Genomic DNA, 25,281 nt, shown 5'->3' on the forward strand with positions numbered 1-25,281 from the left:
AATTTACTATAACCTCATTTAGTAATTATCCCAAGCCTGCTCGTATTTTTCAATTAAATGAGGGTCGATCAATGTATTGGGTTTCAGGGAAACCTTTTCCCCTTTGCGATTGAATATTTCCCTGTCCTCATCTTTTCCAAACACCGTAAAAGCAGAAAGCAGCTCTTCGGTCAGAAAATCGGTTTCAACAGTAAAGTCCAGTCCAGATAAATTAATCGGATCCCGGGATGCCATGACGAAACCCCAATTCCCAAAGCTCGGGATATCTACATGAAAATTTTCCGTTTCCAACCCGGCGGAACGGATTGTTTCATCTATCGTCCAATAGACTTCTGTCGCAAACACAGGGCTTGTGGCTTGTACCATTGCTGCTCCCCCAGGACGCAGATGATTTCTTACGAGAGAGTAAAACTCCCGTGTGTATAATTTGTTCAGGCTTTCATTATTCGGGTCAGGAAGGTCAATGAGAATGACATCATAAAACATCCCGTCTTTTTCCAAATATTCAAAGGCATCTTCGTTACGCACAGTTACTCGATCATCCTTCAATGCCCCCTGGTTCAGCTGCAGCAAATGATAATTATTATTAGCCAGCTCGGTAATGGCAGGGTCCAAATCTATCAGGTAGATTGATTCTAATTCGTCATATTTTAAAAGTTCCCTGACAGCAAGACCATCCCCACCGCCAAGCACTAATACACGCTTAGCATCTTCAGTTGCAGTCATCGGTACGTGAACAAGGGTCTCATGATAACGATACTCATCAAAAGAGCTGAACTGCAGCGAACCATCTAGATAAAGACGGGTGTCCCCTTGTTCTTTGGTAAGGATAATTTTTTGATAAGCGCTGTTTTCTGAATGTATGATGGGATCCTTGTATAATTTCTGCTCAAAAGAAAATGCCATTTCTTCTCCAAAAAACAATCCTGCAATCAGGAATATAGCGATTCCCACCCCGGAAATCAGGTGAATTTTCAGCTTTAAGATTTCTTTTCGGAATAAATACAGCACAGCCATGGCTACTGTCAGGTTGATCAGCCCTACAAAAAATGCACTTTTAACCATACCTAATTGTGGCCTCAACAAGAAAACAAATAACAGACCGCCAATTAATCCACCGGCATAATCAGAAAATAACACGCGGGCAGTACTCCGGTTAAGTTCTACGCCAATCTCATTTGCTTTTCTGATGAGAATCGGCAATTCAAGCCCTGTCAGTGCCCCAATGGTTAAAGTCACCGTGTATAAAAATAAAGCATCTGTCCCGTCTGGTGCAAAAGCTGTCATTCCAAACATAATGAAGCTGGAAAAGCCCCCAATTAAAGCAACCAGGAACTCTATCCAGATGAAAGCGACAATTAATCGCTTCATCACCTTTTCGCTAATGGAAGCTCCAATCCCCATGCCTGTCAAGAAGAGGCTGATAGTCAATGTATATTGTTTGACTCCATCCCCAAGTATGTAGGAACCTAACGCGCCAAATAAAACTTCAAAAATGATACCGCAAATGGAGACAATACCAGAAGCCCAGTATATGAAATGACTCTGTTTGACAGCTTCTTGTTTCATTGTTAATCACTCCGAATGCACATTAGAAAATATGGCTTGTCGCCAAGCACTTATAGCGAAAGCCTTAGTTTATCTTATACTTTAATCCTTCAACAAAGTTAAACTTTCTTAAAATAAAGAAAAGGGCTGCACCGCCTAAGCGGAGGCAGCCCGAGACGAAGGCTTATGTGATGGATGCCCCGATAACGAAGGCTAAGCCGATCGATACACCTACTGAAATGATGCCGACTGCGATATTGTTTTCCTTCAGCATGGTTTCGACAGAGAACTTTCGAGTGAAAATTTCAAACAGGTAATAGGCAAGCATTTGCAACGCCACACCATAAGCACCCCAAATCAATGTATCCCACAGTGTCAAACTATGATATATGGCAAATGAAAGGATGATACAAATTCCAACTATCTTTCCGGCTATCGATAACGCAACTGCAGTGTTACCCTGTTTAACTTCATCCCAATCTTTATACTTGGACGTGATCACTTCAAAAATTACCAAGCCGACCAATACAACAATAATGGCAATAACAAAATAAGCAAAAGTAGCAATGAATGGTCCCATAATTCAACCTCCTAGATAATTATTTTCCTGTGCCAGGTCCTCCACCACGTCCCGACGAACCACGAAATGTACCTGTCTCACCTGAACGGTATCCACCGTACATCGAGTACCCTCCATAACAATCATTGGATGCCCGGCAACGCCCAGCCTGTTTATCTGCCCAATTATTGGAGTTCAGCATTCGGTTCAACACGGCATAAGTCAGGAGTCCATTAAAGAAACCTGGGGAGTAATGATTGCGTACGAATTGATCATTCGCCAGTTCTATGAACACCACTCCAGGCTCTTCTTCACTTTCTTTCATAATTACAAAATCATCCGGATAAACAAGCACTTGTTTATTCTCGGTAAAATCACTCTTCTCTTCCGGCTCAAGCGTTTCAGAAAGCAGATCGGCAAGTTCGGGTATGGTGAACTTCCTGGTTACATATATCTTGGAAATGCCCTGATCGGTACGTATAGTGTCAATCAGGGGGAAATGGTCACTGACCATTTTATCAGCATCTTCCGGGCTGGATTGTTCCATAGCGGAGATAATATCTGTTTTTGCCTGTTCATCAGGTAACTCATCATATGTACGTTCCTCGTTAGATAGGGGCCCGGTAATCCCTCTTGACCTGTCGTCATTACCGCCAAAGACATTCATGAACAAGACGATTACAATAATACCTAAGCCAAACAATACCAGGTAATCCTTCATATCGAGTCCTCCTTTCTGGAGAGAGATTCATGGACTAACGGAGAAGGGCCTGACTATTCGAGTCAGACCCTTCTACCATAGCTCCATTATCTGTTGTCATAGCTATGCTCAGTAAGTGGGTTACTCTTTGCCCATTTTTTTCTTTAAGGCTGCCAGCTCATCATCCACTCCGTTTTTCTCCAAAGCTTCAAATTCATCGTCCAAAGAACGGCTGGCCTGTGACATATCCTCGCTTGTTTCTGCTTCCGCTTCTTGCTGGAGTACTTTCTCCTCCATCCGGTCGAAACCCTGGCGAGATTCATCTCCGCCGATATTGGACATCGTGCGATTCATCTTCGTACGGGTTTTGGCAGATTCGGAACGAGCTTTAAGAGAATCTTTCTTCAATTTCATCTGCTGATATTCCTTTTTCATTTCGTCAAGCTTTTCGCGCAGACTGTCTGCATCTGTTTTTGCCTGTTCCCACGATGCCTTCAGCTGCTCCGCCTGCTCCTGTTGACTATTCTTATCTTCCAGTGCACGTCGTGCCAGATCTTCATTCCCTGCTTCAATCGCTTGTTCCGCTTGCTTCATTCGCTTATCGACAAGTGCCTGGGCGTCATCATATTTCCTTTTCAACATTTTCTCGTTTGCAATCTGCTTGGCAACAGCACTCTCCGCTTCACGGATATCATTTTCCATGTCGCGCATAAACTGATCCAGCATTTTCACTGGATCTTCCGCTTTATCCAACATCGCGTTCAATTCTGAATTAACAACCGTCTTCATACGCTTAAAAAATTGGAACATCTTTAAACTCCTCCTTAAAATTAATGGGACCCTGCTATAATTTTAATATCATACGGATCAATATCGTGACCCAGACTCACTTCTGTATCGCTGCCCCAGGCCTCCACACTAAGATACGCTGTCTCATCTTCTGAAATATAATCGGCATACTGGATCATTTGTCCATTAACGTTGCGGCTTCTTCCCTCACCTACTACTCTTGCTTGCCCATCGCTATCCTTATGAAAGGTCTTCCCCTCATATTCCAGTTTGCTCGGGAAAGGCTGAGAGACGGGCAGTTTGATCGTTCGATAAATACCCAGCTCTAATTCATCGTCCATTTCAGCTGAAAGCCAAATTGTGGAGCGCCCTTCAAGCAATTGATAACCAAACCATTCATAGGCATGTTCCCTATAAGTGATTTTTCCTACCACTTCATAATCTACCAGTTCATAGTTCACGATATCTCCTACTTGAATATTCAGTGGCGTTCGCTCTTTCACTTTTGGAGCTTGTGCTTTTTTATTTGAAAATAAACGTGAAAACAGTCCCAGACCAGCCACCTCTCCTTCCTGAAAACGCTGCGTCACTTTTATATACGGAATGATAATAAGAACGTTTCATTTTTTTATTAAAATTTTTATATTCATCCTATCTAAAACAGCGAGGAAAGTTTAATCTTTCCTCGCTGTTCCCCATTAATTATACGCTAACAATGTCTCAACATCTGAGTATTCCAACTGATGAGCTTCAGCAACTGCACGGTACGTGACAAAACCATCAAGTGTATTGATTCCTTTGCGCAATGCTTTATTATCCTGACAAGCCTGACGATATCCTTTGTTCGCCAGCTGAAGTGCGTAAGGAATAGTGACATTGGTCAATCCTATGGTAGATGTTCTCGGAACTGCCCCAGGCATATTGGCAACAGCATAATGGACAACACCATGTTTCTCATATGTTGGATTGTCATGGGTAGTGATTCGATCCGTTGTTTCAAAAATACCCCCCTGGTCGATTGCTACATCTACGATGACTGAACCTTTCATCATAGACTGTACCATTTCATCGGTAACTAGTTTCGGGGCTTTCGCTCCTGGAATCAAAACAGCTCCGATTACGAGGTCCGATTCCGCAAGGGCTTCCTGGATATTCAATGGATTTGACATTAATGTATTGATTTCGGACCCAAATATATCATCCAATTGTCGTAAACGTTCTGGATTTAAATCAATGATGGTGACATCGGCACCGAGTCCCATCGCTATTTTGGCAGCGTTCGTTCCCACAACTCCCCCGCCGATTACGGTCACCCGGCCGCGGCGAACGCCCGGAATACCACCAAGTAAAATACCTTTACCGCCGTGCAGTTTTTCTAAAAACTGCGCGCCTATTTGGGTAGCCATACGACCGGCAACTTCACTCATCGGGGTCAATAATGGCAGCGAGCCATTATCCGATTGAACCGTTTCATAAGCAATGCTGACCACCTTACGATCGATCAATGCTTTTGTCAATTCCGGCTCTGGAGCCAGATGAAGATACGTAAACAAGATAAGCCCTTCATAAAAATAATCATATTCTTCAGGAAGGGGCTCTTTAACTTTCATGACCATCTCCTGACTCCAGGCTTCTTTAGCTGTGTCGACAATGTGGGCTCCAGCTTCTATGTACTGCGCATCCGTGAAATTAGAGCCTATTCCTGCATTTGCTTCCACATACACTTCATGACCGGCATTTGTCAAAGAAATAACCCCGGCCGGAGTCATAGCAACGCGATTTTCATTGTTTTTTATCTCTCTGGGTACTCCGATTTTCATATTCATTTACCTCCCAATCCATTGTTCTAGGACTCTTGTCCTTCCCTTATCACAATCACTATACCATTATTTGTGTCGAGTGGATAGATGGCACAAATGTAAGCCTTTACATTGTAACAAATATCTTACTTTTTTACATTTTAAATCGACAAAATTTACACCATCATCGATGACGGTGGATGACATCCAGTCCTCCGGTCACCTCATAGACGGCTCCGGTTATCATGTCGCTGTCTTTATCGCATAAAAATTCGATGGTACGGGCGATATCTTCTCCTGTACCTGACCGGCCTATTGGAGTATGTTCATCATGGTATTTGCGGCTTTCTGCAATTGTTGTTTCCTTCATGTCTCCCGTAATATTTCCTGGACAAACCATGTTGGATGTAATGCCATTTTCCGCTTCTTCAAAAGCTATCGTTTTCGTCAGGGAAACCAATCCGACTTTAGCAGCTGCAAAAGCAGAACGATAGATCCATCCTGATGCTGCACCAGCCCCTTGAAACCCGTAATTGATGATTCGGCCGAATTGCTGCTTTCTCATATAAGGGGCAACCTGTTGAAATAAATGAAAGGAAGCATCCAGGTTACCACGGATCATAGCGTCCCATTCCTCCTGTGTATAATCGAGTAATTTCTTACGTTCAAAGATGTAAGGACCCGCATTATTGATCAAATAATCAATCCTCCCAAAACGGTCCACGGTTTCCTGAACAAGCCTGATCAGATCCTCTTTTTTTGTTACGTCTGCCTGGATAATCTGAATGCGGCTGTGCTCCTCTGGCCATTCTTCCAGAAGCTGTTCCGCTTTATTACGGTCAGTACGATAGGTGACCGTTACAGAATGTCCCTTCTCTAAGAAACGTGTAGTCACTACTTTACCCAGTCCTTTTGTCCCGGCCGTAATCAGCGCATGGCGCATAATGATTCCCCCTTCAGTCTTTGACAATCAGCTGTTTTTTATGTAAATATCCCAGCATTTCGCTGATCTCAAGATGATAAACTATACATGCTACCTCTACTTTACTACATAAAGCGAAAATGGTTCACATGTGACGCTTTTTAACAAAAAGGCAGCATGGAAATACTATGCCATGCTGCCTCTGATTCAATCCGATCCGGGGTTGTCATGTCTGTCACTCTTATGCTGCTTTTCTTTACGTGGCTGGAATTCAATATTTCCTGTCTGATAGCTTTCATTAATTCCTTCTTCCGGGGTTCCCGTTTCTTGCCTGAATAGCTTCTTGTCTTTTTTCATATTTTCCACCTCCATTAATAATGTTCACAAAAGTGTATATTTTCATCACTGACAACGTTTACATTAATAACATTCTGCATGTTATAATAGAAGTATAAAAAGGAAGGGAGCGTTTCCTATGTCATTTGAATATAGCCATATTGTGGTAGCTATTGATGGTTCTAACGCTGCTGAATACGCTTTTAAAAAAGCGATAGATATCGCCAAACGAAATGATGCCCAGCTGATTCTTTCCCATGTAGTCGACACACGCGCCTTTGCAACAGTCGAAGCCTATGACAGGTCTCTTGCTATTCGCGCGGAAGGTTACGCGAAAGAGCTGTTGGATGAATATCAGGACAAAGCAAAAGCAGCAGGAGTCGACAATATCATAATCGATGTTGAATATGGTTCACCTAAAATTAAAATTGCAAAAGATGTAGCACCAAAATACAAAGCAGACTTAATTATCTGTGGAGCTACCGGGTTAAATGCTATGGAACGCTTCTTCATCGGAAGTGTATCGGAACATATTACCCGATATGCCAAGTGTGATGTACTGGTTGTACGGATGCCAGAACAAAAATAATGGATTGGAGACTTTATGGAACATTTTTTCACCTATGATTCACGGCTCGGGATTTCTGTACCGCAACTTCCCCGCTCATTCTCTTCCTATTCCATTGAGCAACAGGCAATTATATTAGCTGAATGGGAAAATCATAGGGGAGCAATACCGGATAGAGTCAAGGAGCTGGAGAGAGAAATAGACCAATGCCTTTATAAACTTAACCGTGAAGATGATTTCGAAGCATCCTGTCGTTTGAACAATCAAATCAGCGAGTTTGCTTCTACAATCAATGACTTATGGATATGGTACCGGACGAACCCTCACATTACGTCATCCAAAAACAACGAAAAAACCCTGCCTATCAAATAAGAGAGGCAGGGTTAACTTTAGATATCTTTTTGGATTTCACGTACGATGTGGCTAAGTTCAGGAATGATCAGCTTATCCATCGCCAATTTCACCGCTCCGCTCGACCCGGGTGTCGAAAAAATTGCAGTATCCCCGCTTACACCGGCGATCGCACGGGAGAGTATCGCAGCTGAGCCGATATCTTCTGTGTAACTCAGCATACGGAACAGTTCCCCGAAGCCAGTGATCTCCTTATCAAACAGGGCAGCCACTGTTTCAATTGTCACATCACGTTTGGCGATCCCTGTACCGCCATTTGTCAGAACCGCCTCTACTTTAGGGTCTTCACAACCATCACTAACCGCTGCTCTTATCGCTTGTTCCTCGTCTTTTACTATTCGATGATCAACGATATGATGGCCATGCGAGGTCAGATAATCGATCATTAAGTCCCCACTTTTATCTGTTTCTTTAGTTCTTGTGTCACTGACTGTAATAACCATGCAGCTGATAGAGAGTTTTGCTTCTTGTTTATGTTGTTCAACGGACATGGTTCTCCCCACCTTCTTGTTCTAGTAAATACCGATATTGATAAAATCTTAGAGCGAATTCAGATACCCTTCGAGTCAGACGATAATTGACTACAGCTCCCACTCCCATACTGACTAACGGGAGACCCTGGATCACTTTTTTACGGAACATCATGATAAACAAAGATTTAAACACTTGCTTAAGTGGCTGCTCCAGCCAGGATTCATCAGTCAGCTCGTCTGCGCCTTCAAACACATACGGGTGTCTATCATTTCTTATTTCCTTGATAAGTTCATCCCATGCCTTTTTCTGCATTCGTTTCGGTAAAGTTGCGGCATGGAAGACCCGAAGAGAAAGCATCATTTCGTATGGGTGGTTCATTTCATGACCAAAAGACAACCCAATCATCTGTACAGCCCTCAGGTTCATCCCCATCATTAATGGAAAATCAATTCCGAACAATAACAAGCCGCCTGTTCCTGTAAGGCCGCCCTGAGCGAAAGAATAAAGCCGAATTCGTGAAATCTGCTGTTGTGCGATATATGTAAGTCGATCGACCGATAAAACGTCCAAGTCGGAAATTTGTTCAATTTCCGGATCAAATACCCGTCCTACCGTAATAATACGCTCTCTTGCATCATTCTGAAAAGAGGTGCCCTGGATGAAGGCATGGGTATGGAATAAGTAATTATCCAAATTACTAAAAAATAGCTTTTTCCATTTTGGGTCGATATTTTCAAACGTCTGATTGATCCAGGCATCATACATCCGCTCAAAATCGTTGGGCTGGTAATCGGTATAATGTCTTTTCCACAGTTGGATGTCTTTACTCACTTTTTTGTCACTCATTGTGGTTCCTCCCATCCTCTCTTACATGTCTATTCTTATTCTAGCTTGAATAGGAGAAAAAAGAAAATCTGCTATATAAGAAAACCAGGTATCCAACCCTTAAGAGCTGGATACCTGGTTATAGATTAACTGGATAGACGAACCGTATCACGAGCAATCATGACTTCTTCGTTGGTTGGAATAATCATCACTTTTACTGGTGAATGTGGATAGTTTACAAAAGCTTCTTTTCCACGGACTTTATTAAGAGAAGGATCCCAGTAAACACCCATGAACTCCAGCCCTTTCAGGACGCGTTCACGGATTGCTGTACTGTTTTCTCCTACACCCGCCGTAAAGATAATTGCATCCACTCCATGCATGCGGGAGGCATAAGAGCCAATATATTTATGGATGCGTGCTGCAAATACTTCTAAAGCCAATTCTGCACGCTCTTCTCCATCAGAAGCTTTTTCTTCAATATCACGCAAGTCACTGGAGAAGCCGGAAAGTGCAAGCATACCGCTTTCCTTATTTAATACATTCATCACTTCCGCAGCAGTTTTGCCTGTCTTGTCCATGATATAAGGAATCAAAGCAGGGTCGATATTCCCGGAGCGTGTCCCCATCGTTACACCAGCTAATGGAGTGAATCCCATAGAAGTATCGATGGATTTTCCGCCTTCGATTGCCGCTATACTCGCTCCGTTACCTAGGTGGCAGGAGATTACGCGCAGCTGTTCGATCGGCAAACCTAGCATTTCAGCCGCTCGTTCGGAAACGTACTTATGTGAAGTACCATGGAAGCCATATTTACGTATGCCATACTTTTCATAATACTCATACGGCAAGCTATATAAATACGATTGTTCTGGCATTGTTTGATGAAAAGCTGTATCGAATACCGCCACCGATGGTACTTCCGGTAGTACCTGTTTAAATGCCCGGATGCCCGTTAAGTTAGCCGGATTATGAAGTGGAGCCAAGTCAGAAACTTCTTCAATTTCTCTAATGACTTCATCCGTGATCAGAACGGAATCACTGAACCGCTCTCCACCATGGACAACACGATGACCTACGCCATCGATTTCATCCAGAGAATCGATAATACCTGTAGAAGTTAATTTCCCCAAAAGCATTTTGACAGCTTCTGCATGGTCAGCAATATCCTGTGTGGTCGTTACTTTTTCGGCGCCCACTTCTATAGTAAAGATAGAATCGTTGATGCCGATTCGCTCAACTAAACCTTTCGTGATTACAGTTTCTTCCGGCATTTCCATCAGTTGAAACTTTAATGAAGAACTGCCGGCATTAATAGCTATGATTTTACTCAAGGTTGTTCATCCCCTTAAATTAGGCTCTCTTGTTTCTTTCCACTACCATTTAATCACCCGGCGTAGACATTTTCAAGATGCAAGGGTAAATGGTAACGTTTACGCAAGAAAATCTTTATTTTCACATAATTAGGAAGAATGATTTTTTTCGAACCATTGATTGATTTGACCCAGTATGTCAGCCATTGCGGTGTGATTCTTAAAGGAAGGAAGCTTCGCAAGCAAGGCCTCTTTCGGTGCTTTAGACCCTTCTCCCTTTTTTTGCAGAATCAGGATACTTTTGGCATGTTTTTCTTCTTTAAACAGGCTTTCTGGCAGCTGAAGCATCCCGAAAATGTGAGCCTGCTCTCTGAGAAACTCATTCAGCTGCTGGGCCTGATCACTCTCAAACAAAAAGTTAGGAATGATGAACAACAAAAATCCGCCTGGCTTTGTATACCGGAGCCCTTGCTCGATGAATAAATGATGAGAGTAAGAATATCCTTCCTCCGCGTGTAACGTAAACTCTTTCGCCTGGACTTCATCAGGATAATAACCAACAGGAAGGTCAGCTAAAACAAAATCGACTGGCTCTAACAGAAACGGCCGCAAGCTGTCCTGATGGAAAAATTCTATTTCACTCTTTTGAAGGTTGGCATTTGCCAAGGCCAGCTTCATCAGCGTTTCATCCACATCACTTCCATAAGCAGCAACCTTCTTATCCAGCTGGTTTAATACTGCAGTCAGCAAATTAGCAGTACCGCAGGCAGGATCGAAAATTCGTAATTCCTTTTCACCAGGAAATAAACGCTGAGTTAAATACCCCATAAACATAGCCACCGTATCGGGGGTGATAAGATGCTGCTGCTGAGTGGCTCCCTTCATCCCTTTTAATATCGCAAGCTGTGTCGATTTCCGGATTTCCTCTTTTTCATACTTGTTCAGCTCAATGTCTTTTAAATGTTTTTCTAGCTGCTGTTTTAACAGCTCAGCCATATCATCAAAGGGTGTTTGATGAAATAAAACATCCAGGGCATCTGCAACAGCTTCTAAATAGGTGCTGTTTTCCTGATATTCGATAGCTGTCGCCGCTTCATCGATCCATTCAAAGAGTTCTTCTACATGTTTATGGTCCATTGACGTCTCCTCCTTACTTTACCCCTGCACTTTCCTATGATTCAAAGTTTATAAACAAGCAAATGGCGCATTCATTTTTAGAAATGCGCCATGTTGATTCAATCGATATCCTATTTACATTCCGATGATACATTTTCGTGTAATGGCAGTCAACTTACTTGGCCTGTTCAACCGCAGCGATCGCTGATTCATAATCAGGATGGTTCGTTGCTTCGCTGACATACTCTGCATAAGTGACTTTATTCTCGGAATCAACAACAAAAACGGCTCGAGCCAGGAGACGCAGTTCTTCAATCAATACACCATATGCCTTACCGAAAGAAGCATCACGATGATCTGACAACGTATCAACATTCTCGATACCTTCCGCACCACACCAGCGCTTTTGAGCGAACGGTAAATCCATACTGATGGTCAATACTTTGACATCCCCCAGGCTGGTAGCTTCTTCGTTGAAACGACGCGTCTGCTCCGCACAAACTCCAGTATCAAGAGAAGGAACTACACTGATCAATTTCACGCTGCCCTGGTAATCATCCAATGTAACTTCACTTAGGTCATTTGCCAGTACTTTAAAATCAGGTGCCTTGTCCCCTGCCTTTACTTCTTCTCCAACTAGTGTAACCGGGTTTTCTTTAAATGTAATTGAAGCCATTTCATCGTCCTCCTTGCATCCATTAAAATTTAGTTACCCAAAAAAAACTGCCTATCTTTTATTATGAAGGCAGTTTGTTTCAATGTCTAATATTAACCTATAAAAGATCGGAAGAAGAACGTCTCGATCTCGATTCCTGCTGGCTTCCACTTTTATTACCTTTTTGCAGTATCTCCTGTATCTTCTCAATGACTGGCGGTGCCAAGTCAAGCATTCGTTCATATAAGTGGGTCTGTTCGTTCAAATGGATCATTTGGACTCCTTGTTTTCTGACAACTAAAAATGCAATCGGGGTAATAGAGACTCCGCCCCCGCTTCCACCTCCAAAAGGCAGTTCCATATCAGACTGCCCCTGGCCGCTGTCCTGCCCTTGATCGCTTCCGCTTTTAGGTTTGAACTCACTGCCGCCGGCAGCAAATCCAAAGCCTACCCTGGACACAGGTATGATGATGCTTCCATCAGGGGACTCGACCGGTTCACCTACGATTGTATTAACATCAATCATTTCTTTAAGACTATCCATTGCTGTGGTCATCAGACCTTGAATCGGATGCTCATCCATGTTATTACCTCCTGCTTGTCATCTGGCTTACTCAGCTTTTCTGTTCACGTATCGTAACCACACATATATAGCTTTGCCCAGACGAAATGAAAATATACCATCGGCAAGTACATGGAAACAGGGCATTTGAAACGACGGTTCCACACGGAATTTAGCTGGTTTTTTTATGGTAAACAATTGGTCGAGCAACTGTTCCAAAAGAGCCCCTAAAGCCATCAACCCTCCAGCCAAGGATCCTGTTGATGAAGCCATTCCCGTGCCTACACGCATGATACTATCCATTTTATGTACGGTTATGACCCTTCCCAATTCCATAACCTGAGAGAAAGAAAGGCTCCTTTTAACTTTCTCTTCCGAAACTTTATCCTTCCAAATTTCTTCTGCTTTCTTTTCAACTTTAGCCCACTCTTCTTCATTTTCTACTATCCGCGAAAAATCTATTTGGCGGCGGAAAACAGGAAGAAAGCCGAAATAAGCGACTAAAGTCAGACGCTTGTCTTCTGGCAATATTTTTAAATGAAAACGTAATGATATCTTCATGAACAATAAACCGGTCACAATGATAATTAACACAATCAAGCTAATCAATATCCATTTCATGAGCCTCACCTGCATACTAGTATCCTCAGATGACCATCCTAATAAACATCTATCATCAATATTTTAAAGAAAACTCAGATTTTCCCAAAAGATATTATAGACAATTCTTAAATTCTATACGGTTGTAAACTTACCTTAATTTTAAATAGGCGACCATCTCTCTTAGCATTTCCACTTCACAGTCAGAGATGATAAAATAAGGATTACCATGTAGAGGGAGGCATACATAATGGCAAATGACAGACAAAATCTATACTTTTATTACCCGCCTAATGAAGAGCTCGATGAAAAACTAAAGCCTTTATTTCGTTTAGCAGAAGAGAATGGCTTTACTATATTAGAGGATCCACAGGACGCCAATATCATTGTCAGTGTCGGCGGAGATGGGACGTTCCTGCAAGCAGTCAGGAAAACGGGTTTCCGGCAGGATTGCTTATATGTAGGTGTTCGCAGAGAAGATGAGGCAGGTCTTTATTGTGATTTCAATATCGACGACTTTGATAAAATGGTTGATTCGATGGTAAATGCCGACCTGGAAGTGAGAAGATTCCCCGTCATAGAAACTACAGTCAATAACGAGTCTACCATGCTTTGCCTGAATGAATGCAGTGTACGTTCAACATTAATTAAGACGATCGTAATTGATGTATTCATCGATGGGCGCCAGTTTGAAACCTTCCGAGGTGATGGCCTGGTAGTCTCAACACCAACTGGAAGTACAGGTTATAACAAATCAACCAAAGGAGCTGTCATCGATCCAAAACTCCCATGTTTCCAGGTCAGCGAACTTGCTTCTTTAAACAATAATCGCTACCGCACATTGGGCTCACCATTTGTCCTTGGCAATGAACGCACATTGAAACTTAAAGTGCAGCAGGATGGAAATGACTATCCGATCATTGGGATGGACAACGAAGCATACTCCATCAGAAACATCAAGGAGTTATCTATCCAATTAAGTGACCGAGTCATCAAAACCGTTAAAATGAAAGATAACACCTTCTGGGACCGCGTCCAGCGCACATTCCTTTAAGCCACAAAGTAAGTGCTGGAGCAGGGTGAAGTACTTTAATAAAAAAACAGAAGCCTGACACATCTCCCTGTGTCAGGCTTCTGTTTTTTATGTCCGCTGATACATTACATCCCCGTCTACAATCGTCATTGTTACGTTTGTATCGCCTATTTCATGGGGAGCTAACGTAAACAGGTCCCTATCTAACACAGTGAAATCTGCTGTGTAGCCTTCTTTAATCTTACCTCGGTCATTTTCATGACGGATAGCATACGCACTTCCACTTGTATAAAGAGAAATCGCTTCATACATGGAGAGCTGTTGGGAAGCATTATATATTTTCTGATCAAAACTGGCTCTACGCTCGACTGCCGCGCGGATACCTAATAACGGGTTAATTTCTTCAATCGGGGCATCAGAACCACCCGCACAAGGTATCCCTTTATCTAACAATGTTTTCCATGCATAAGCATGTGTCAGCCGATGTTTTCCAATTCTCTCAATGACCCACGGAAAATCTGATGCTACAAAAGTCGGCTGTAAATCTAAAATAACATTCAGCTTTGTCAGCTTATCATATAGTTCATCCCGTAATATTTGTGCATGGATAATCCGATCTCTTTCCCCACTATCCAGTGGATTGTCGTGGAGAATCTCGGCTATTGTTTCTACAGCCTGATCACCAATCGCATGTACAGCCACTGGCATTCGTTTTTTTCTTGCCTGCTGAACAAGCGCTTCTAACTGTGCTTTTTCGTGTATAGCTACTCCTTCATTCAATGGGTCATCGGCATACGCTTCGGACAACCAAGCCGTCCTGCCACCAAGGGCACCGTCCGAAAAGATCTTCATGGCTCCTAATTCCACGAATTCTGTACCGCTTTTATATCGATACCCATTGTCATGCATGTCTTCCACTACCTCGTGATGGACAAGTAAATGTGCCCGGAATTTCAGTTGGTTTCCATCAATGACTTTACAGAAAGCATCAAATGTTTTTTGGAAGCCGCCATAATAATTTAAATCTTCCGTATGTCCGCCTACCAATCCATGCCGATGCATATCATTTACAGCTAATGTCAGAGCCCGTTCCAAATAATGAGGGGTGACTTCCGGCATTGCCTGTTTGATCAGCTCCTGTGCCTGGTCATGAAAATAACCAAGGGGTTCACCAGCGTCCGACCGTACAATCAGACCGCCCTGAGGATCATTTGTAGCAGCTGTAACACCAGCAAGTTCCATTGCCTTAGAATTAGCCAGCAGTGCATGACGGCAGATGCGTGTCAACATCATGGGATGTTCATTTGTAATCTCATCCAGTTCATCCTTATAGATAATCCGCTGGTCACTCCATTGATTTTCGTTCCATCCCTCCCCAATGATCCATTCGCCTTTGGGAACCTGCTCTGCGTGCTGTTTTAACGCCCACTTCACTTCTTCAGCGGACTTCATAAACGACAAATCGAGCCGCTGCAGCCGCTCTCCATGTCCAATAATATGCAAATGGCTATCTACGAAGCCAGGATACATGACCTGGCCCATCAGGTTATATTCTTTGGTAAGTTGATCTCCATATGTACGGTACAATTGTTGACTGTCGCCTACCGCTATGATTTTTCCCTTATCGGTAACTACTGCTTCTACCCAGTCGTTCTCTCGCTCCATCGTATAAATCTTGCCTCCATACCATAGTTCGGCCATTGTCCCATCTCCCTTCTTTCCACTCATTGTATACTATAAATTCATCTTTTTCCTTACCTTATTTTCGTCTTTCTCAGCTCATACATCAACTATTTACAACTGGTATGTTGAATATTAGGATTGCGACTACAGAATGACTGGCTGTTAATATAAGTTTTGCTTTTCCAATTAAAGCTCCCTTTAATTGAAGCCTACCTTCAAGATAGTTGGGTCCGTTACCGAAAGGTAATGGATGGGCTGTGAAACGCTTCCACAATTAACTCGAATCAAGTCTTCGACTTTTCGGGTATTTATTTACTACTTAAAGTAAAGAAACTTAAACAGGGCAAATTATTAAGAAAAGCCTTGCTGTTGGCCAGCAAGGCTTTTTTGCCATACATATTTAATTAGTTATTGTTGACCACCAAATTGCTGTTCAGCTTGTTGAACCAAGCGTTTAGTGATTTCACCACCAACAGAACCGTTAGCGCGGGAAGTTGAGTCAGGACCAAGTTGAACTCCGAATTCTTGAGCGATTTCAGTCTTCATTTGATCCAAAGCTTGTTGTACACCAGGTACAAGCAATTGGTTTGAGTTGTTGTTTTGAGCCATGTTATTTCACCTCCTCGTTACTTCTATCATGTGTAACGAGGATTTTTTTCATTCAGACCTCTTGCTGGTATTTGTTGCTAGTAGCTTGAAACCTGTAATATCAGTGTTTAAAACAAATCTTCGAATTCATTTTCAATTTTCAACTCGGTTTGCAGCTTCAGTTCTATCACTTCTCTTTGCTCCACCGCTTCTTTTATATCTTCAGAAAAATCGACCGCAGATTCGTACTCGCGGGCTTTTTCCTTCTTTGGTTTCGTCTTAGGAGCTTTCGGCACAAAAACCGTGCAGCAGTCTTCATATGGCCGAATGGAAATATCGTAAGTGCCGATTTTTTGTGATATCGAAATAATATCTAATTTATCCATGGCTACTAGCGGTCGTATGACAGGAAAATTTGTAACTTCATTAATAGCACTCATACTTTCCATTGTTTGACTGGCAACCTGGCCAAGGCTTTCGCCAGTTGTCATAGAAAGAATGTCCTGTTCCCTTGCTACAGCCTCACTTATTCGAAGCATCATGCGCCTCATGATTGTCATGCTGTAACCTTCAGGCATTTCCTGATGAATTTTCTGCTGAATTTTTGTGAAAGGTATCATATGCACTTTCATTTTGATACCGAACCTGGTCATTTCCTGAGCCAAATCCATTACTTTTTGTCTGGCTCGTTCACTTGTATAAGGTGGCGAGTGGAAGTGAATAGCTTCGACCTCTACTCCACGCTTCATGGCAAGATATCCAGCAACAGGGCTGTCAATTCCGCCAGACAAGAGCAATAAAGTTTTCCCTGTTGTACCGACAGGAAGTCCGCCAGCACCTTGGTATTTCTTCGAGGTTACATAGACAGCATCCTGACGTATTTCCACGACTATTTCAACATCCGGGCGGTGAACATCAACTGTAACATCTGACGTATTTTTCAGGATATGCGCCCCTAGCATTTGATTCATTTCCTGAGACTTGACCGGAAATGTCTTATCGGTTCGCTTGGCAGAAATTTTGAAGGTACTGGCATGCTTAGCGTCATGAAAAGCAAATAATGCTGCCTCCTTGATTTTTTCCTCATCCTGCTCGGTACGAAGGGCAAAACTTAAACTCTGAATGCCAAAGACTTCCTGACATGTCTGCATTACCTCATATGGATCTTCCCCATTCAAAAGGATATACATACGATCTCTCGTTTTTTTCAGCTTGGCAAGAGGAAACTTTTTCAGTTTATGCACCAGATTGCTTTGCAGTTTTTGCTCGAATTTATGACGGTTTTTCCCTTTAAGTGCCATCTCGCCATACCGCACCATTATTTGATCAAATTCCATTTTATCTACCCCATTACTTTATTTAATTCGGTTAAAACGTTAGCTAATTCCGAGACAAATATATCAATTTCCTTTTGTGTCGTATGATAAGACAAACTGATTCTCAATGCACTTGTCGTCCTGTCTTCTCTTAGGCGACAGGCTGCCAGTACCGCACTTTCATCGGCTCGTTTGGAGGAACATGCTGACATCGTAGAGATAAAGATATTTTTTTCTCCAAGTGCATGAATCACCACTTCCGGTTTAAAACCCGGAACAGAAACATTAACTATATGCGGTGCAGCGTCCTTAGGGGAGTTGATGATCACAAATCTATTTTGTGCTAACCCTTCCCGGAGTCGGCGATTCAAATTCTTCAAGGTGGAAAGTTCTGTCTGCTTTTTTTCCAAAATTAAGCGCAAAGCTTTCACAAAAGAAACAATACCAGGCAGGTTTTCTGTACCAGCACGGTATGCCCCTTCCTGTCCCCCTCCATGATGAAGAGGAAATAGCCTGGTTCCTTTTTTTATAAATAAAGCACCTGTACCATTCAACCCGTGAATCTTGTGACCGGACATGGTACATAAGTCGATTCCGCACTCGTAAAAATCAAGTTCTAATTTACCCAGTCCCTGTACGTGATCCACATGGAAAAACAACTTTGGATGTAGTTTCACGACTTGCCCTATTTCATAAATCGGCTGGATAGTCCCCAGCTCATTATTTACAGACATGAGTGAAAGCAATATGGTATCTTGACGGATACTCTCCTTCACATCTTCCAAGCGCACTTCTCCTGCTTCCGTCACAGGTAGATAGGTTACTTCAAAGCCCAGCTTTTCTAAAGAAGCACATGCTTCCAGGACGGAAGGATGTTCAACTTGACTGGTAATGATATGCTTCCCTCGATTTTGGTGCTCCAATGCAATTCCCTTGATAGCTATATTGTTCCCTTCCGTGCCACCTGATGTAAAAATAACTTCTTCAGCTGCTATTTTAAGCAGCTGGGCAGCCTGCTTTTTGGATTGAAGCAATAAACGTTCAGCTTCACTGCCAAAGCTATGGATGGAAGAAGGATTGGCATAATATTGTTCCGCTACTTTTTGGAAGGTATCGACTACTTCTGGATACGGTTTCGTCGTAGCACTATTATCTAAATAAATCATCGGGATTTCCCCTTTGGCGTTATTTTGCAGTCTCATATATTATCATACCTTTTGTTAAAAATAAACAATACAGGAACCATCATAGAATTGATGGTTCCTGTATTTATCTGGAATACTATTCATTTCAGCAGGAAGGAAGTCTAAAGTCTAATCCAAAACGGATGTCCACCGTTTCCATCTTACACTAATACGTCATCACGTGATTCCAATCGGTTCATCAGGTCTGGGTCTACTTCTTTTATAGCTTCAGAAGCCAGTGCAAATGAAGTCTCATAATTGAACGAACGGAATTCACGTTCGGCTTCAGACAGCCTGGCTGCAACCAATGGATATTGACTGCGATAACGGTTCCCGTATTGAATCACCTGTTCGGCCAGAAGAGCCTGATCCATTGTCCGGCTTGCAGCTTCAGTTACCTGGCCGATTTTTTCAGAGGCCTCATCTAATGTATTGTTGACCTTGGTCATTTCAAGCGGCTGCTCTTCCAGACTTATAAAAACTCTTTCGAGCTCTTCATGGCCCCGCTTCAGTTCCTCCGCAAGCTCCTCGGGTATGCCAGGCAGATTACTCTTGCTGAGCTTTCTGTTTATATCCAGTAACGATTGCTGCATAGCTACCAGTTTCTGCTTTGCTTCATTTTCGTCCTGCCGCAAAGCTCTAATGCTTTCACTGAACGCTTTATGTTCAGCCTGCAGTTCTTCCAGCTGCTGTTGACAATCCTTAAGTTGTTCTTGCAGCTCGCTATAAGAAGTCGTGTCATCTTCCATTTTCTTTTGAAAATCCATGAATTGCTTTTTAATTTTAACCATCCATTTCTCGAGCAGCAGCTGCTTTTCCATATCCTTATCTTCAAAATGGTAGGTACGCTGCAGCTCTTGCACTTCATGTTTTGTGGCAAGTAGAATCTGTTCGGATTCTTCCAGCACTTCCTGGTATGGCTCAAATTGTTTTTCAATAGTATTCCTGGCAATCGCTTCTTTTTCAAGCAACTGATAAATTTCCTGAATACGGGCTTCCATTTCTTTCACAGTATCTTCGACGCCATCAAGGCTTCCATCTTCCATCGTGGACACGCACGCAGCCAATGTCTCCCGGTGAGTATGTATTTCTTTTTCAAAACCAAGGTGGCTCAGACGGTACCCCTCTTCTTTCATCTCTGCCATACCTGCAAGGATTTCGTCAAGCTGGCCAGGAACTTCCTGCCGGCATTTTTTATACAACAGCGGCAATGCGGTAATTCGCTCCTGAAGGTCTGCCAAGTTAACCTTTAACGTTTGGACAAGCTCATTGGCTTCCATATAATCTCCTTGCTCGGTCAACTTCTTGTATTCATCGAGGGATTGCTGAATCTCACTTACTTCTTTATCCAATGCACGATAGGCTTTACCATATTTATGGCGATTCTGCATTAACTCTTTCTTCAGCTCTTTCAATACAGGTTGTACCTGTTCTACTTCCTCTCGGCTTGACTGTTCCGATTCAAGGAGCTGCTCAAGCTCTTTAAAAATCTTTTTGATGTCCGCTTCTATCGTTTCCAGTTTTTGTTCCGTCTCTTGAATCTTCTGTTTTGCTTTCCGGAAACGGTAACGGTCAGCAGCTTCTTCCACATCAAACAAATCTTCTTCTAAGTCCGGCAATTCCTGGGTAAGAATACGATCCCAGCGTCCTCGCCAACCGTCGAATTTTTCCTGAGTTTCACCCGAGAGGTTAAGGTTCTTTACTTTAGAAAGCTCCTCGGTCACTTGCCGATTCATAATATCCATTTTCCAATTTTCCAGTCGATCGACTTGATCATACAACTTCTTACGGCTAATTAATCCATATATGATTAAGCCGATAATCAATACAATAATCCCGATCACGTACTCCATAAACAGCCTCCTAACAGATGACACCTTCCAATAGGGGAAAATAGGCTCCAAAATGATAAATTGTTGTAATTATGATACCATGAGAACAATCATTTTGGCTAAAATATTTCAAAATAATTAACAATATGACATTTTTTTCTACACAAAAGGGGAATTTCGATGAAAATTGACGGCCATATTCATACTCCTTATTGTCCACACGGCACTTCCGATCCATTAAAAGCCTACGTAGAAGAGGCTTTGAAGCAAGGATACCACTCGATGACCTTTACAGAACATGCACCACTGCCACCATCTTTCCTTGATCCTGTGCCTGATAAAGACAGTGGCATGGATCTCCGATTACTGGAGCGCTATATCCAGGATATTGAACAAGTAAAAAAAGAATATCAAAGGGATATTGACATTCTTATTGGGCTGGAAGTCGATTACATTGAAGGCTACGAGCAGGAAACCAGTGATTTTCTTTCCAAATATGGCAGCAGATTAGATGACAGTATACTTTCTGTCCATTTTCTGAAAGGGCCAGTCCACTATCATTGCATTGACTTTAGTGAATCAGCTTTCCAAGGAGCAATCGATGACTTCGGCTCGCTCGAAAAAGTTTACCATGCCTACTTTCGAACGTTGGAAAAATCAATAAAGGCAGACCTTGGGCCGTACAAGCCTGCCAGAATCGGTCATATGACGCTCGTGCGCAAATTCCATCATCATTTTCCATCTCCCGCAGACTGGGATGCTCCTATATCTGCGTTGTTGGAAAAAGTTAAGCAGGGCCGTTATCAGCTGGACTACAACGCTGCAGGGTATTTTAAGCCCGCCTGCCTGGAGAGTTATCCTCCGCAGCGTATCGCCAGACAAGCGTATCAGGCAGGAATCGAGCTTATCTATGGATCTGATGCTCATAAAAGCAAAGGAATCGGCCAAGGCTTTGACCGAATCGATCACACACTGACAACCGGCTGATTACAAAGCATTTGCACCCACTTTTGAACCGTACGGCTATATTGTTGAGCAAAATAGCTATGGGATTGGTCGAATGTCACAAAATCCTTCCAATCATGCGGCATAGCATAAGGGGACTGAAGCATGCCTTTAAATTGAAGAAATAAAAACCGGGCGTCCCGTTTTTCTCTCACCACCGGAGCTACTACTTGCTGGAATAACCCATATAGCAAATGGTTTTCTTTAGACAAGTAGGTTACCAGCATTTCACGTACAAACTGGTTGTCAAGAGACAGCTCCCGTTGGATAAGACATGTCAGTTGATGACGATCCTGCTTGTAATGTAGAATTACTTCAATTAATCGGCAAAGACGATCAATCGGGTCTAATTCATCCATTGCATCAGCCTGCTGCTCGACCAGACCGATATAATCCTCATAATAATCAATGATCAACGTTTCAAGCAGGCCCTGCTTATTGGTGAAATAATAACTGATCAAAGAAACATTCACAGCGGCCTCACCAGCAATATCCCTGACGGAGGTACCATGGTATCCTTTTAGGAAAAACTGCCGGCAAGCGACATCCATCACTTTTTGTCTGGTCGTGGTCTTTTTCATCAGGACATCAGCTCCTCTCTTATTAGATTAAAAATTCGCCGTTATTCACCAAGAATCCTGTAAAAAACGTTCGTCAATTCCTGCACCTGCAGGCTCGAAAAATATCGAATATGTACTGGAGGTAATCTTATGTTCCAAACTATGCATTATAATGGTACCCGCGAAGAAAACTATCAGCTATTGATTAAGCAGCTTGCTGCTTTATTGGAAGGAGAAAGCGATCAGATCGCCAACCTCTCAAATGCTTCCGCCCTATTAAACCAGTTTTTAAATGATGTTAACTGGGTTGGCTTTTATATTTGGAAAGAAGGAGAACTTGTGCTGGGACCATTCCAGGGACTGCCGGCTTGCGTACGCATTCCTTCCGGCAAAGGTGTGTGCGGAACAGCTGTAGCAGATAAACAAACCCAGCTTGTGGAGGATGTCCATGCTTTCCCTGGGCATATTGCCTGTGATGCTGCCAGCCAGTCAGAAATAGTCGTTCCTCTTTTTAAAAACAAGGAATTGTTCGGTGTACTGGATATCGACAGCCCATCAAAATCTCGCTTCGATGAAACAGATCAAATCTATCTGGAAAAATTCGCCCGGATGCTGGAACAGTACATCTAGTGATAGAGTCTATCAAATTTCAATTCTTCCTTGACTTCTTTATGTGTAAAGCCTATAATAGCCTTTGTGTAAAATAAATGGCAGCCTATGTGAACCTGCGTTGTCATCATTTTGTTCCTCCAGGTGAGGTGCATCGTGTAACTCTCTGCTGCTGGAGCGATGGTGCATGAAAACAAAATGAGCATCGTGTGTGGGACACACTGTTCTTATTTTATGCAAATAAAATAAAAAGGAGGAAATACCTATGGCACGCTATACAGGTCCGACTTGGAAAAAGTCACGTCGCCTTGGCATTTCTTTAAGCGGAACAGGTAAGGAGCTTGACAAGCGCCCTTACGCTCCAGGACAACATGGTCCAAACCAACGTAAAAAACTTTCAGAATACGGTCTTCAACTACAAGAGAAGCAGAAGCTTCGCTTTATGTTTGGACTAACGGAACGTCAATTCCGTCGCCTATTCGAAGAAGCAGGTAACATGAAAGGTATCCACGGTGAGAACTTCATGATCTTACTGGAATCCCGTTTGGATAACCTTGTTTACCGTGCTGGCTTGGCTCGTACTCGCCGTCAAGCTCGCCAATTGGTAAACCACGGCCATGTGACTGTCGATGGTGGACGTGTTGATATTCCATCTTACCGCGTGAAGCCTGGTCAAGTTATCGGCCTTCGCGAAAAGTCACAAAACCTTGACATCGTTAAAGAAGCGGTTGAAGTGAACAACTTTGTTCCTGAATACCTTACTTTCGATGCTGAGAAAATGGAAGGTACTTACAGCCGTCTTCCTGAACGCGCTGAACTTCCTTCTGAAATCAACGAAGCGCTTATCGTTGAGTTCTACTCTCGTTAATATGCTTCCAAAAAAGCCATCCGAGTTTTCGGATGGCTTTTTTTATATGACAGATAAAGGTGATTAATTCTGTAATAAATGAGCGTCCCTATCAAAAAGCAAAAACCTGTGGTCTATGCCACAGGTTTTGAATGATTTATTGAAAGCGAATCATGAAGTATTTCTTTTTGCCACGGCGAATGATCGTGAATCTTCCTTCGATACGATCTTCTTCCCGGAGGGTATATCCAAGCTCCTGCTGGCGTTCCCCATTGATATAAATGGCTCCATTTTTGATATCTTCACGCGCCTGTCTTTTTGATGAAGCGATACCCGCTTCTACTAGCAGTTCTACCAAACCGAGTTCTTTGTTGTCTGCCACGTGTGTAGGAACATCTTTGAATCCTTGTTCAATTTCTTCACCAGACAATGATTTGATATCCCCGCTGAACAGTGCTTCGGTAATTCGCTGCGCCTGTTCCAGTGCTTCCTTGCTATGCACCATCTCCGTCATTTCTTCTGCCAGCCTGCGCTGGGCGGCCCGCTTTTCCGGCTGCTCCTGCAATTCTTTTTCAAGAGCTGCTATTTCAGCCATCTCCAGGAATGTGAAAGATTTCAAGAACTTAATGACATCTCGGTCATCTGTGTTAATCCAGAATTGGTAAAATTCATAAGGGGAAGTTTTCTCACTGTCGAGCCAGATTGCTCCTCCTGCTGTCTTTCCGAACTTGCTGCCGTCAGCCTTTGTCACCAATGGGACCGTCATGCCGTATGCCTTCACTTCTTCTTCTCCTGCTGCACGGCGACGAATGAATTCCAGCCCAGCTGTAATGTTACCCCACTGGTCGCTTCCACCAATTTGAAGCGTACAGTTCTCTTTCTGGTACAAGTTGTAAAAGTCCAGAGATTGTAAAATCATGTAACTGAACTCTGTATAAGAAATCCCATGCTCAATTCTGGATTCCACTGAATCCTTAGCGAGCATGTAGTTGATTCCAAAATGCTTGCCGGTATCTCTCAAAAACTCGATGATATTAATGGATGACAACCATTCGTAGTTATTACGCGCGACTGCTGCATTATCGCCTTCATCAAAATTCAACAGCTTGGCAAGCTGCTTTTTAATACTTTCACTGTAACCTTCTACTACGTGCGCTTCATTCAGCTGTCGCTCGGTGGAACGGCCGCTCGGATCCCCGATCATCCCCGTTCCGCCACCCACAAGGGCGATCGGACGGTGCCCGGCACGCTGGAACCTTTTCAACATCAGTATCGGAAGCAGATGACCGATATGCAGACTATCTGCTGTCGGATCAAATCCACAGTATAGTGTCACCTGATTTTCTGCTAAATGCTTTTTCAAACCTTCTTCATCTGTCACTTGATTAATTAATCCACGCTCTTCTAAATCTTGTAGAATGTCCATATCCTCACTCCTCCAATTGAT

General features: G+C 42.9%; 28 protein-coding genes. 6 read left to right on the top strand and 22 right to left on the bottom strand.

Annotation, left to right across the window (positions count from 1 at the left end):
• Nucleotides 1-18: 18 nt before the first annotated feature.
• The 8 genes from B9Y67_RS20055 to B9Y67_RS20840 form a co-directional block, all read right to left on the bottom strand.
• Nucleotides 19-1,569, bottom strand: coding sequence for a polyamine aminopropyltransferase (locus B9Y67_RS20055; RefSeq protein WP_085509097.1), 1,551 nt, complete (start codon nucleotides 1,567-1,569; stop codon nucleotides 19-21).
• 163 nt (nucleotides 1,570-1,732) lie between these two features.
• The gene (locus tag B9Y67_RS20060; protein ID WP_085509098.1) at nucleotides 1,733-2,128 is read right to left on the bottom strand and encodes a DUF350 domain-containing protein; all 396 of its coding nucleotides are present in this window, start codon (nucleotides 2,126-2,128) and stop codon (nucleotides 1,733-1,735) included.
• Nucleotides 2,129-2,147: 19 nt separating this feature from the next.
• Nucleotides 2,148-2,828, bottom strand: coding sequence for a DUF4247 domain-containing protein (locus B9Y67_RS20065; protein ID WP_085509099.1), 681 nt, complete (start codon nucleotides 2,826-2,828; stop codon nucleotides 2,148-2,150).
• A 120-nt stretch (nucleotides 2,829-2,948) separates the two neighbouring features.
• Entirely contained in the window at nucleotides 2,949-3,617 is a 669-nt protein-coding gene (locus tag B9Y67_RS20070; protein WP_085509100.1) for a PspA/IM30 family protein, read from the bottom strand.
• Nucleotides 3,618-3,637: 20 nt separating this feature from the next.
• On the bottom strand, nucleotides 3,638-4,150 hold the full coding sequence (locus tag B9Y67_RS20075) for a DUF4178 domain-containing protein (protein ID WP_085509256.1): 513 nt from the start codon (nucleotides 4,148-4,150) through the stop codon (nucleotides 3,638-3,640).
• Nucleotides 4,151-4,294: 144 nt separating this feature from the next.
• A complete protein-coding gene (gene ald / locus B9Y67_RS20080; RefSeq protein ID WP_085509101.1) occupies nucleotides 4,295-5,416 on the bottom strand; it encodes an alanine dehydrogenase in 1,122 nt (373 codons plus the stop codon).
• Nucleotides 5,417-5,579: 163 nt separating this feature from the next.
• Nucleotides 5,580-6,338 (bottom strand): SDR family oxidoreductase, encoded by a 759-nt coding sequence (locus B9Y67_RS20085; protein WP_085509102.1) that lies wholly within the window; start codon nucleotides 6,336-6,338, stop codon nucleotides 5,580-5,582.
• Nucleotides 6,339-6,524: 186 nt separating this feature from the next.
• Complete coding sequence (locus B9Y67_RS20840) at nucleotides 6,525-6,674, bottom strand: hypothetical protein (protein ID WP_176224069.1); 150 nt, start codon at nucleotides 6,672-6,674, stop codon at nucleotides 6,525-6,527.
• 118 nt (nucleotides 6,675-6,792) lie between these two features.
• Between B9Y67_RS20840 and B9Y67_RS20090 the strand changes: the two genes are divergently transcribed.
• The gene (locus tag B9Y67_RS20090) at nucleotides 6,793-7,242 is read left to right on the top strand and encodes a universal stress protein (protein ID WP_085509103.1); all 450 of its coding nucleotides are present in this window, start codon (nucleotides 6,793-6,795) and stop codon (nucleotides 7,240-7,242) included.
• A gap of 15 nt (nucleotides 7,243-7,257) precedes the next feature.
• Nucleotides 7,258-7,593, top strand: coding sequence for a hypothetical protein (locus B9Y67_RS20095; protein ID WP_085509104.1), 336 nt, complete (start codon nucleotides 7,258-7,260; stop codon nucleotides 7,591-7,593).
• Nucleotides 7,594-7,610: 17 nt separating this feature from the next.
• Here the strand turns inward: B9Y67_RS20095 and B9Y67_RS20100 are convergent, their stop codons facing one another.
• The 7 genes from B9Y67_RS20100 to B9Y67_RS20130 form a co-directional block, all read right to left on the bottom strand.
• A complete protein-coding gene (locus B9Y67_RS20100; RefSeq protein WP_085509105.1) occupies nucleotides 7,611-8,123 on the bottom strand; it encodes a MogA/MoaB family molybdenum cofactor biosynthesis protein in 513 nt (170 codons plus the stop codon).
• On the bottom strand, nucleotides 8,113-8,952 hold the full coding sequence (locus B9Y67_RS20105; RefSeq protein WP_085509106.1) for an EcsC family protein: 840 nt from the start codon (nucleotides 8,950-8,952) through the stop codon (nucleotides 8,113-8,115). Before B9Y67_RS20105 ends, B9Y67_RS20100 begins: the two co-directional genes overlap by 11 nt.
• 125 nt (nucleotides 8,953-9,077) lie before the next feature.
• Complete coding sequence (locus tag B9Y67_RS20110) at nucleotides 9,078-10,265, bottom strand: acetate kinase (RefSeq protein WP_085509107.1); 1,188 nt, start codon at nucleotides 10,263-10,265, stop codon at nucleotides 9,078-9,080.
• A 129-nt stretch (nucleotides 10,266-10,394) separates the two neighbouring features.
• A complete protein-coding gene (locus B9Y67_RS20115; RefSeq protein WP_085509108.1) occupies nucleotides 10,395-11,381 on the bottom strand; it encodes a class I SAM-dependent methyltransferase in 987 nt (328 codons plus the stop codon).
• Between the two features lie 154 nt (nucleotides 11,382-11,535).
• On the bottom strand, nucleotides 11,536-12,036 hold the full coding sequence (gene tpx / locus B9Y67_RS20120; RefSeq protein WP_085509109.1) for a thiol peroxidase: 501 nt from the start codon (nucleotides 12,034-12,036) through the stop codon (nucleotides 11,536-11,538).
• A gap of 97 nt (nucleotides 12,037-12,133) precedes the next feature.
• On the bottom strand, nucleotides 12,134-12,598 hold the full coding sequence (gene ytfJ / locus B9Y67_RS20125) for a GerW family sporulation protein (protein WP_085509110.1): 465 nt from the start codon (nucleotides 12,596-12,598) through the stop codon (nucleotides 12,134-12,136).
• Nucleotides 12,599-12,625: 27 nt separating this feature from the next.
• Nucleotides 12,626-13,198 carry a DUF2953 domain-containing protein gene (locus B9Y67_RS20130; RefSeq protein WP_176224070.1) on the bottom strand — a complete coding sequence of 191 codons (573 nt, stop codon included), beginning with the start codon at nucleotides 13,196-13,198 and terminating at the stop codon, nucleotides 12,626-12,628.
• A 229-nt stretch (nucleotides 13,199-13,427) separates the two neighbouring features.
• Between B9Y67_RS20130 and B9Y67_RS20135 the strand changes: the two genes are divergently transcribed.
• The gene (locus B9Y67_RS20135) at nucleotides 13,428-14,231 is read left to right on the top strand and encodes an NAD kinase (protein ID WP_085509112.1); all 804 of its coding nucleotides are present in this window, start codon (nucleotides 13,428-13,430) and stop codon (nucleotides 14,229-14,231) included.
• An 87-nt stretch (nucleotides 14,232-14,318) separates the two neighbouring features.
• On the opposite strand, the gene B9Y67_RS20140 is transcribed toward B9Y67_RS20135, so the two are convergent.
• From B9Y67_RS20140 to ezrA, 5 genes are all read right to left on the bottom strand, one after another.
• Nucleotides 14,319-15,911, bottom strand: coding sequence for an amidohydrolase (locus tag B9Y67_RS20140; protein ID WP_085509113.1), 1,593 nt, complete (start codon nucleotides 15,909-15,911; stop codon nucleotides 14,319-14,321).
• Nucleotides 15,912-16,301: 390 nt separating this feature from the next.
• Complete coding sequence (locus B9Y67_RS20145; RefSeq protein WP_062447352.1) at nucleotides 16,302-16,502, bottom strand: alpha/beta-type small acid-soluble spore protein; 201 nt, start codon at nucleotides 16,500-16,502, stop codon at nucleotides 16,302-16,304.
• Between the two features lie 107 nt (nucleotides 16,503-16,609).
• On the bottom strand, nucleotides 16,610-17,818 hold the full coding sequence (gene thiI, locus B9Y67_RS20150; RefSeq protein WP_085509114.1) for a tRNA uracil 4-sulfurtransferase ThiI: 1,209 nt from the start codon (nucleotides 17,816-17,818) through the stop codon (nucleotides 16,610-16,612).
• A gap of 5 nt (nucleotides 17,819-17,823) precedes the next feature.
• The gene (locus tag B9Y67_RS20155; protein WP_085509115.1) at nucleotides 17,824-18,963 is read right to left on the bottom strand and encodes a cysteine desulfurase family protein; all 1,140 of its coding nucleotides are present in this window, start codon (nucleotides 18,961-18,963) and stop codon (nucleotides 17,824-17,826) included.
• 179 nt (nucleotides 18,964-19,142) lie between these two features.
• On the bottom strand, nucleotides 19,143-20,834 hold the full coding sequence (gene ezrA, locus B9Y67_RS20160) for a septation ring formation regulator EzrA (RefSeq protein ID WP_085509116.1): 1,692 nt from the start codon (nucleotides 20,832-20,834) through the stop codon (nucleotides 19,143-19,145).
• 159 nt (nucleotides 20,835-20,993) lie between these two features.
• Here ezrA and hisJ point away from each other — a divergent pair, with 159 nt between their 5' ends.
• Nucleotides 20,994-21,800 (top strand): histidinol-phosphatase HisJ, encoded by an 807-nt coding sequence (gene hisJ / locus B9Y67_RS20165; RefSeq protein WP_085509117.1) that lies wholly within the window; start codon nucleotides 20,994-20,996, stop codon nucleotides 21,798-21,800.
• Here the strand turns inward: hisJ and refZ are convergent.
• Nucleotides 21,779-22,399, bottom strand: coding sequence for a forespore capture DNA-binding protein RefZ (refZ, locus tag B9Y67_RS20170; RefSeq protein WP_085509118.1), 621 nt, complete (start codon nucleotides 22,397-22,399; stop codon nucleotides 21,779-21,781). The two genes, hisJ and refZ, sit on opposite strands and share 22 nt — an antisense overlap.
• Nucleotides 22,400-22,528: 129 nt before the next feature.
• Between refZ and B9Y67_RS20175 the strand changes: the two genes are divergently transcribed.
• Both B9Y67_RS20175 and rpsD read left to right on the top strand, forming a co-directional pair.
• Nucleotides 22,529-23,008: a GAF domain-containing protein gene (locus B9Y67_RS20175; RefSeq protein WP_085509119.1), complete on the top strand. Its 480-nt coding sequence runs from the start codon at nucleotides 22,529-22,531 to the stop codon at nucleotides 23,006-23,008.
• A 244-nt stretch (nucleotides 23,009-23,252) separates the two neighbouring features.
• Nucleotides 23,253-23,855 (top strand): 30S ribosomal protein S4, encoded by a 603-nt coding sequence (gene rpsD / locus B9Y67_RS20180; protein ID WP_062447371.1) that lies wholly within the window; start codon nucleotides 23,253-23,255, stop codon nucleotides 23,853-23,855.
• A gap of 136 nt (nucleotides 23,856-23,991) precedes the next feature.
• Here rpsD and tyrS read toward each other — a convergent pair whose 3' ends face one another.
• Nucleotides 23,992-25,260, bottom strand: coding sequence for a tyrosine--tRNA ligase (tyrS, locus tag B9Y67_RS20185; protein ID WP_085509120.1), 1,269 nt, complete (start codon nucleotides 25,258-25,260; stop codon nucleotides 23,992-23,994).
• Nucleotides 25,261-25,281 lie beyond the last annotated feature (21 nt).

The organism is Thalassobacillus devorans (assembly GCF_900176565.1).
In the GTDB taxonomy this organism is placed as follows: Bacteria; Bacillota; Bacilli; order Bacillales; family Halobacillaceae; genus Thalassobacillus; species Thalassobacillus devorans_A.

Coding starts and splice junctions, on each gene's coding strand:
- B9Y67_RS20155 (WP_085509115.1), bottom strand. CDS start 18,963: ATGATTTATTTAGATAATAGTGCTACGACGAAACCGTATCCAGAAGTA.
- B9Y67_RS20085 (WP_085509102.1), bottom strand. CDS start 6,338: ATGCGCCATGCGCTGATTACGGCCGGGACAAAAGGACTGGGTAAAGTA.
- rpsD (WP_062447371.1), top strand. CDS start 23,253: ATGGCACGCTATACAGGTCCGACTTGGAAAAAGTCACGTCGCCTTGGC.
- B9Y67_RS20175 (WP_085509119.1), top strand. CDS start 22,529: ATGTTCCAAACTATGCATTATAATGGTACCCGCGAAGAAAACTATCAG.
- B9Y67_RS20055 (WP_085509097.1), bottom strand. CDS start 1,569: ATGAAACAAGAAGCTGTCAAACAGAGTCATTTCATATACTGGGCTTCT.
- B9Y67_RS20130 (WP_176224070.1), bottom strand. CDS start 13,198: ATGAAATGGATATTGATTAGCTTGATTGTGTTAATTATCATTGTGACC.
- B9Y67_RS20060 (WP_085509098.1), bottom strand. CDS start 2,128: ATGGGACCATTCATTGCTACTTTTGCTTATTTTGTTATTGCCATTATT.
- B9Y67_RS20145 (WP_062447352.1), bottom strand. CDS start 16,502: ATGGCTCAAAACAACAACTCAAACCAATTGCTTGTACCTGGTGTACAA.
- B9Y67_RS20840 (WP_176224069.1), bottom strand. CDS start 6,674: ATGAAAAAAGACAAGAAGCTATTCAGGCAAGAAACGGGAACCCCGGAA.
- ald (WP_085509101.1), bottom strand. CDS start 5,416: ATGAAAATCGGAGTACCCAGAGAGATAAAAAACAATGAAAATCGCGTT.
- hisJ (WP_085509117.1), top strand. CDS start 20,994: ATGAAAATTGACGGCCATATTCATACTCCTTATTGTCCACACGGCACT.
- B9Y67_RS20140 (WP_085509113.1), bottom strand. CDS start 15,911: ATGGCCGAACTATGGTATGGAGGCAAGATTTATACGATGGAGCGAGAG.
- B9Y67_RS20105 (WP_085509106.1), bottom strand. CDS start 8,952: ATGAGTGACAAAAAAGTGAGTAAAGACATCCAACTGTGGAAAAGACAT.
- B9Y67_RS20095 (WP_085509104.1), top strand. CDS start 7,258: ATGGAACATTTTTTCACCTATGATTCACGGCTCGGGATTTCTGTACCG.
- tyrS (WP_085509120.1), bottom strand. CDS start 25,260: ATGGACATTCTACAAGATTTAGAAGAGCGTGGATTAATTAATCAAGTG.
- B9Y67_RS20135 (WP_085509112.1), top strand. CDS start 13,428: ATGGCAAATGACAGACAAAATCTATACTTTTATTACCCGCCTAATGAA.
- ezrA (WP_085509116.1), bottom strand. CDS start 20,834: ATGGAGTACGTGATCGGGATTATTGTATTGATTATCGGCTTAATCATA.
- B9Y67_RS20100 (WP_085509105.1), bottom strand. CDS start 8,123: ATGTCCGTTGAACAACATAAACAAGAAGCAAAACTCTCTATCAGCTGC.
- B9Y67_RS20070 (WP_085509100.1), bottom strand. CDS start 3,617: ATGTTCCAATTTTTTAAGCGTATGAAGACGGTTGTTAATTCAGAATTG.
- ytfJ (WP_085509110.1), bottom strand. CDS start 12,598: ATGGATGAGCATCCGATTCAAGGTCTGATGACCACAGCAATGGATAGT.
- thiI (WP_085509114.1), bottom strand. CDS start 17,818: ATGGAATTTGATCAAATAATGGTGCGGTATGGCGAGATGGCACTTAAA.
- refZ (WP_085509118.1), bottom strand. CDS start 22,399: ATGAAAAAGACCACGACCAGACAAAAAGTGATGGATGTCGCTTGCCGG.
- B9Y67_RS20090 (WP_085509103.1), top strand. CDS start 6,793: ATGTCATTTGAATATAGCCATATTGTGGTAGCTATTGATGGTTCTAAC.
- B9Y67_RS20065 (WP_085509099.1), bottom strand. CDS start 2,828: ATGAAGGATTACCTGGTATTGTTTGGCTTAGGTATTATTGTAATCGTC.
- B9Y67_RS20115 (WP_085509108.1), bottom strand. CDS start 11,381: ATGGACCATAAACATGTAGAAGAACTCTTTGAATGGATCGATGAAGCG.
- tpx (WP_085509109.1), bottom strand. CDS start 12,036: ATGGCTTCAATTACATTTAAAGAAAACCCGGTTACACTAGTTGGAGAA.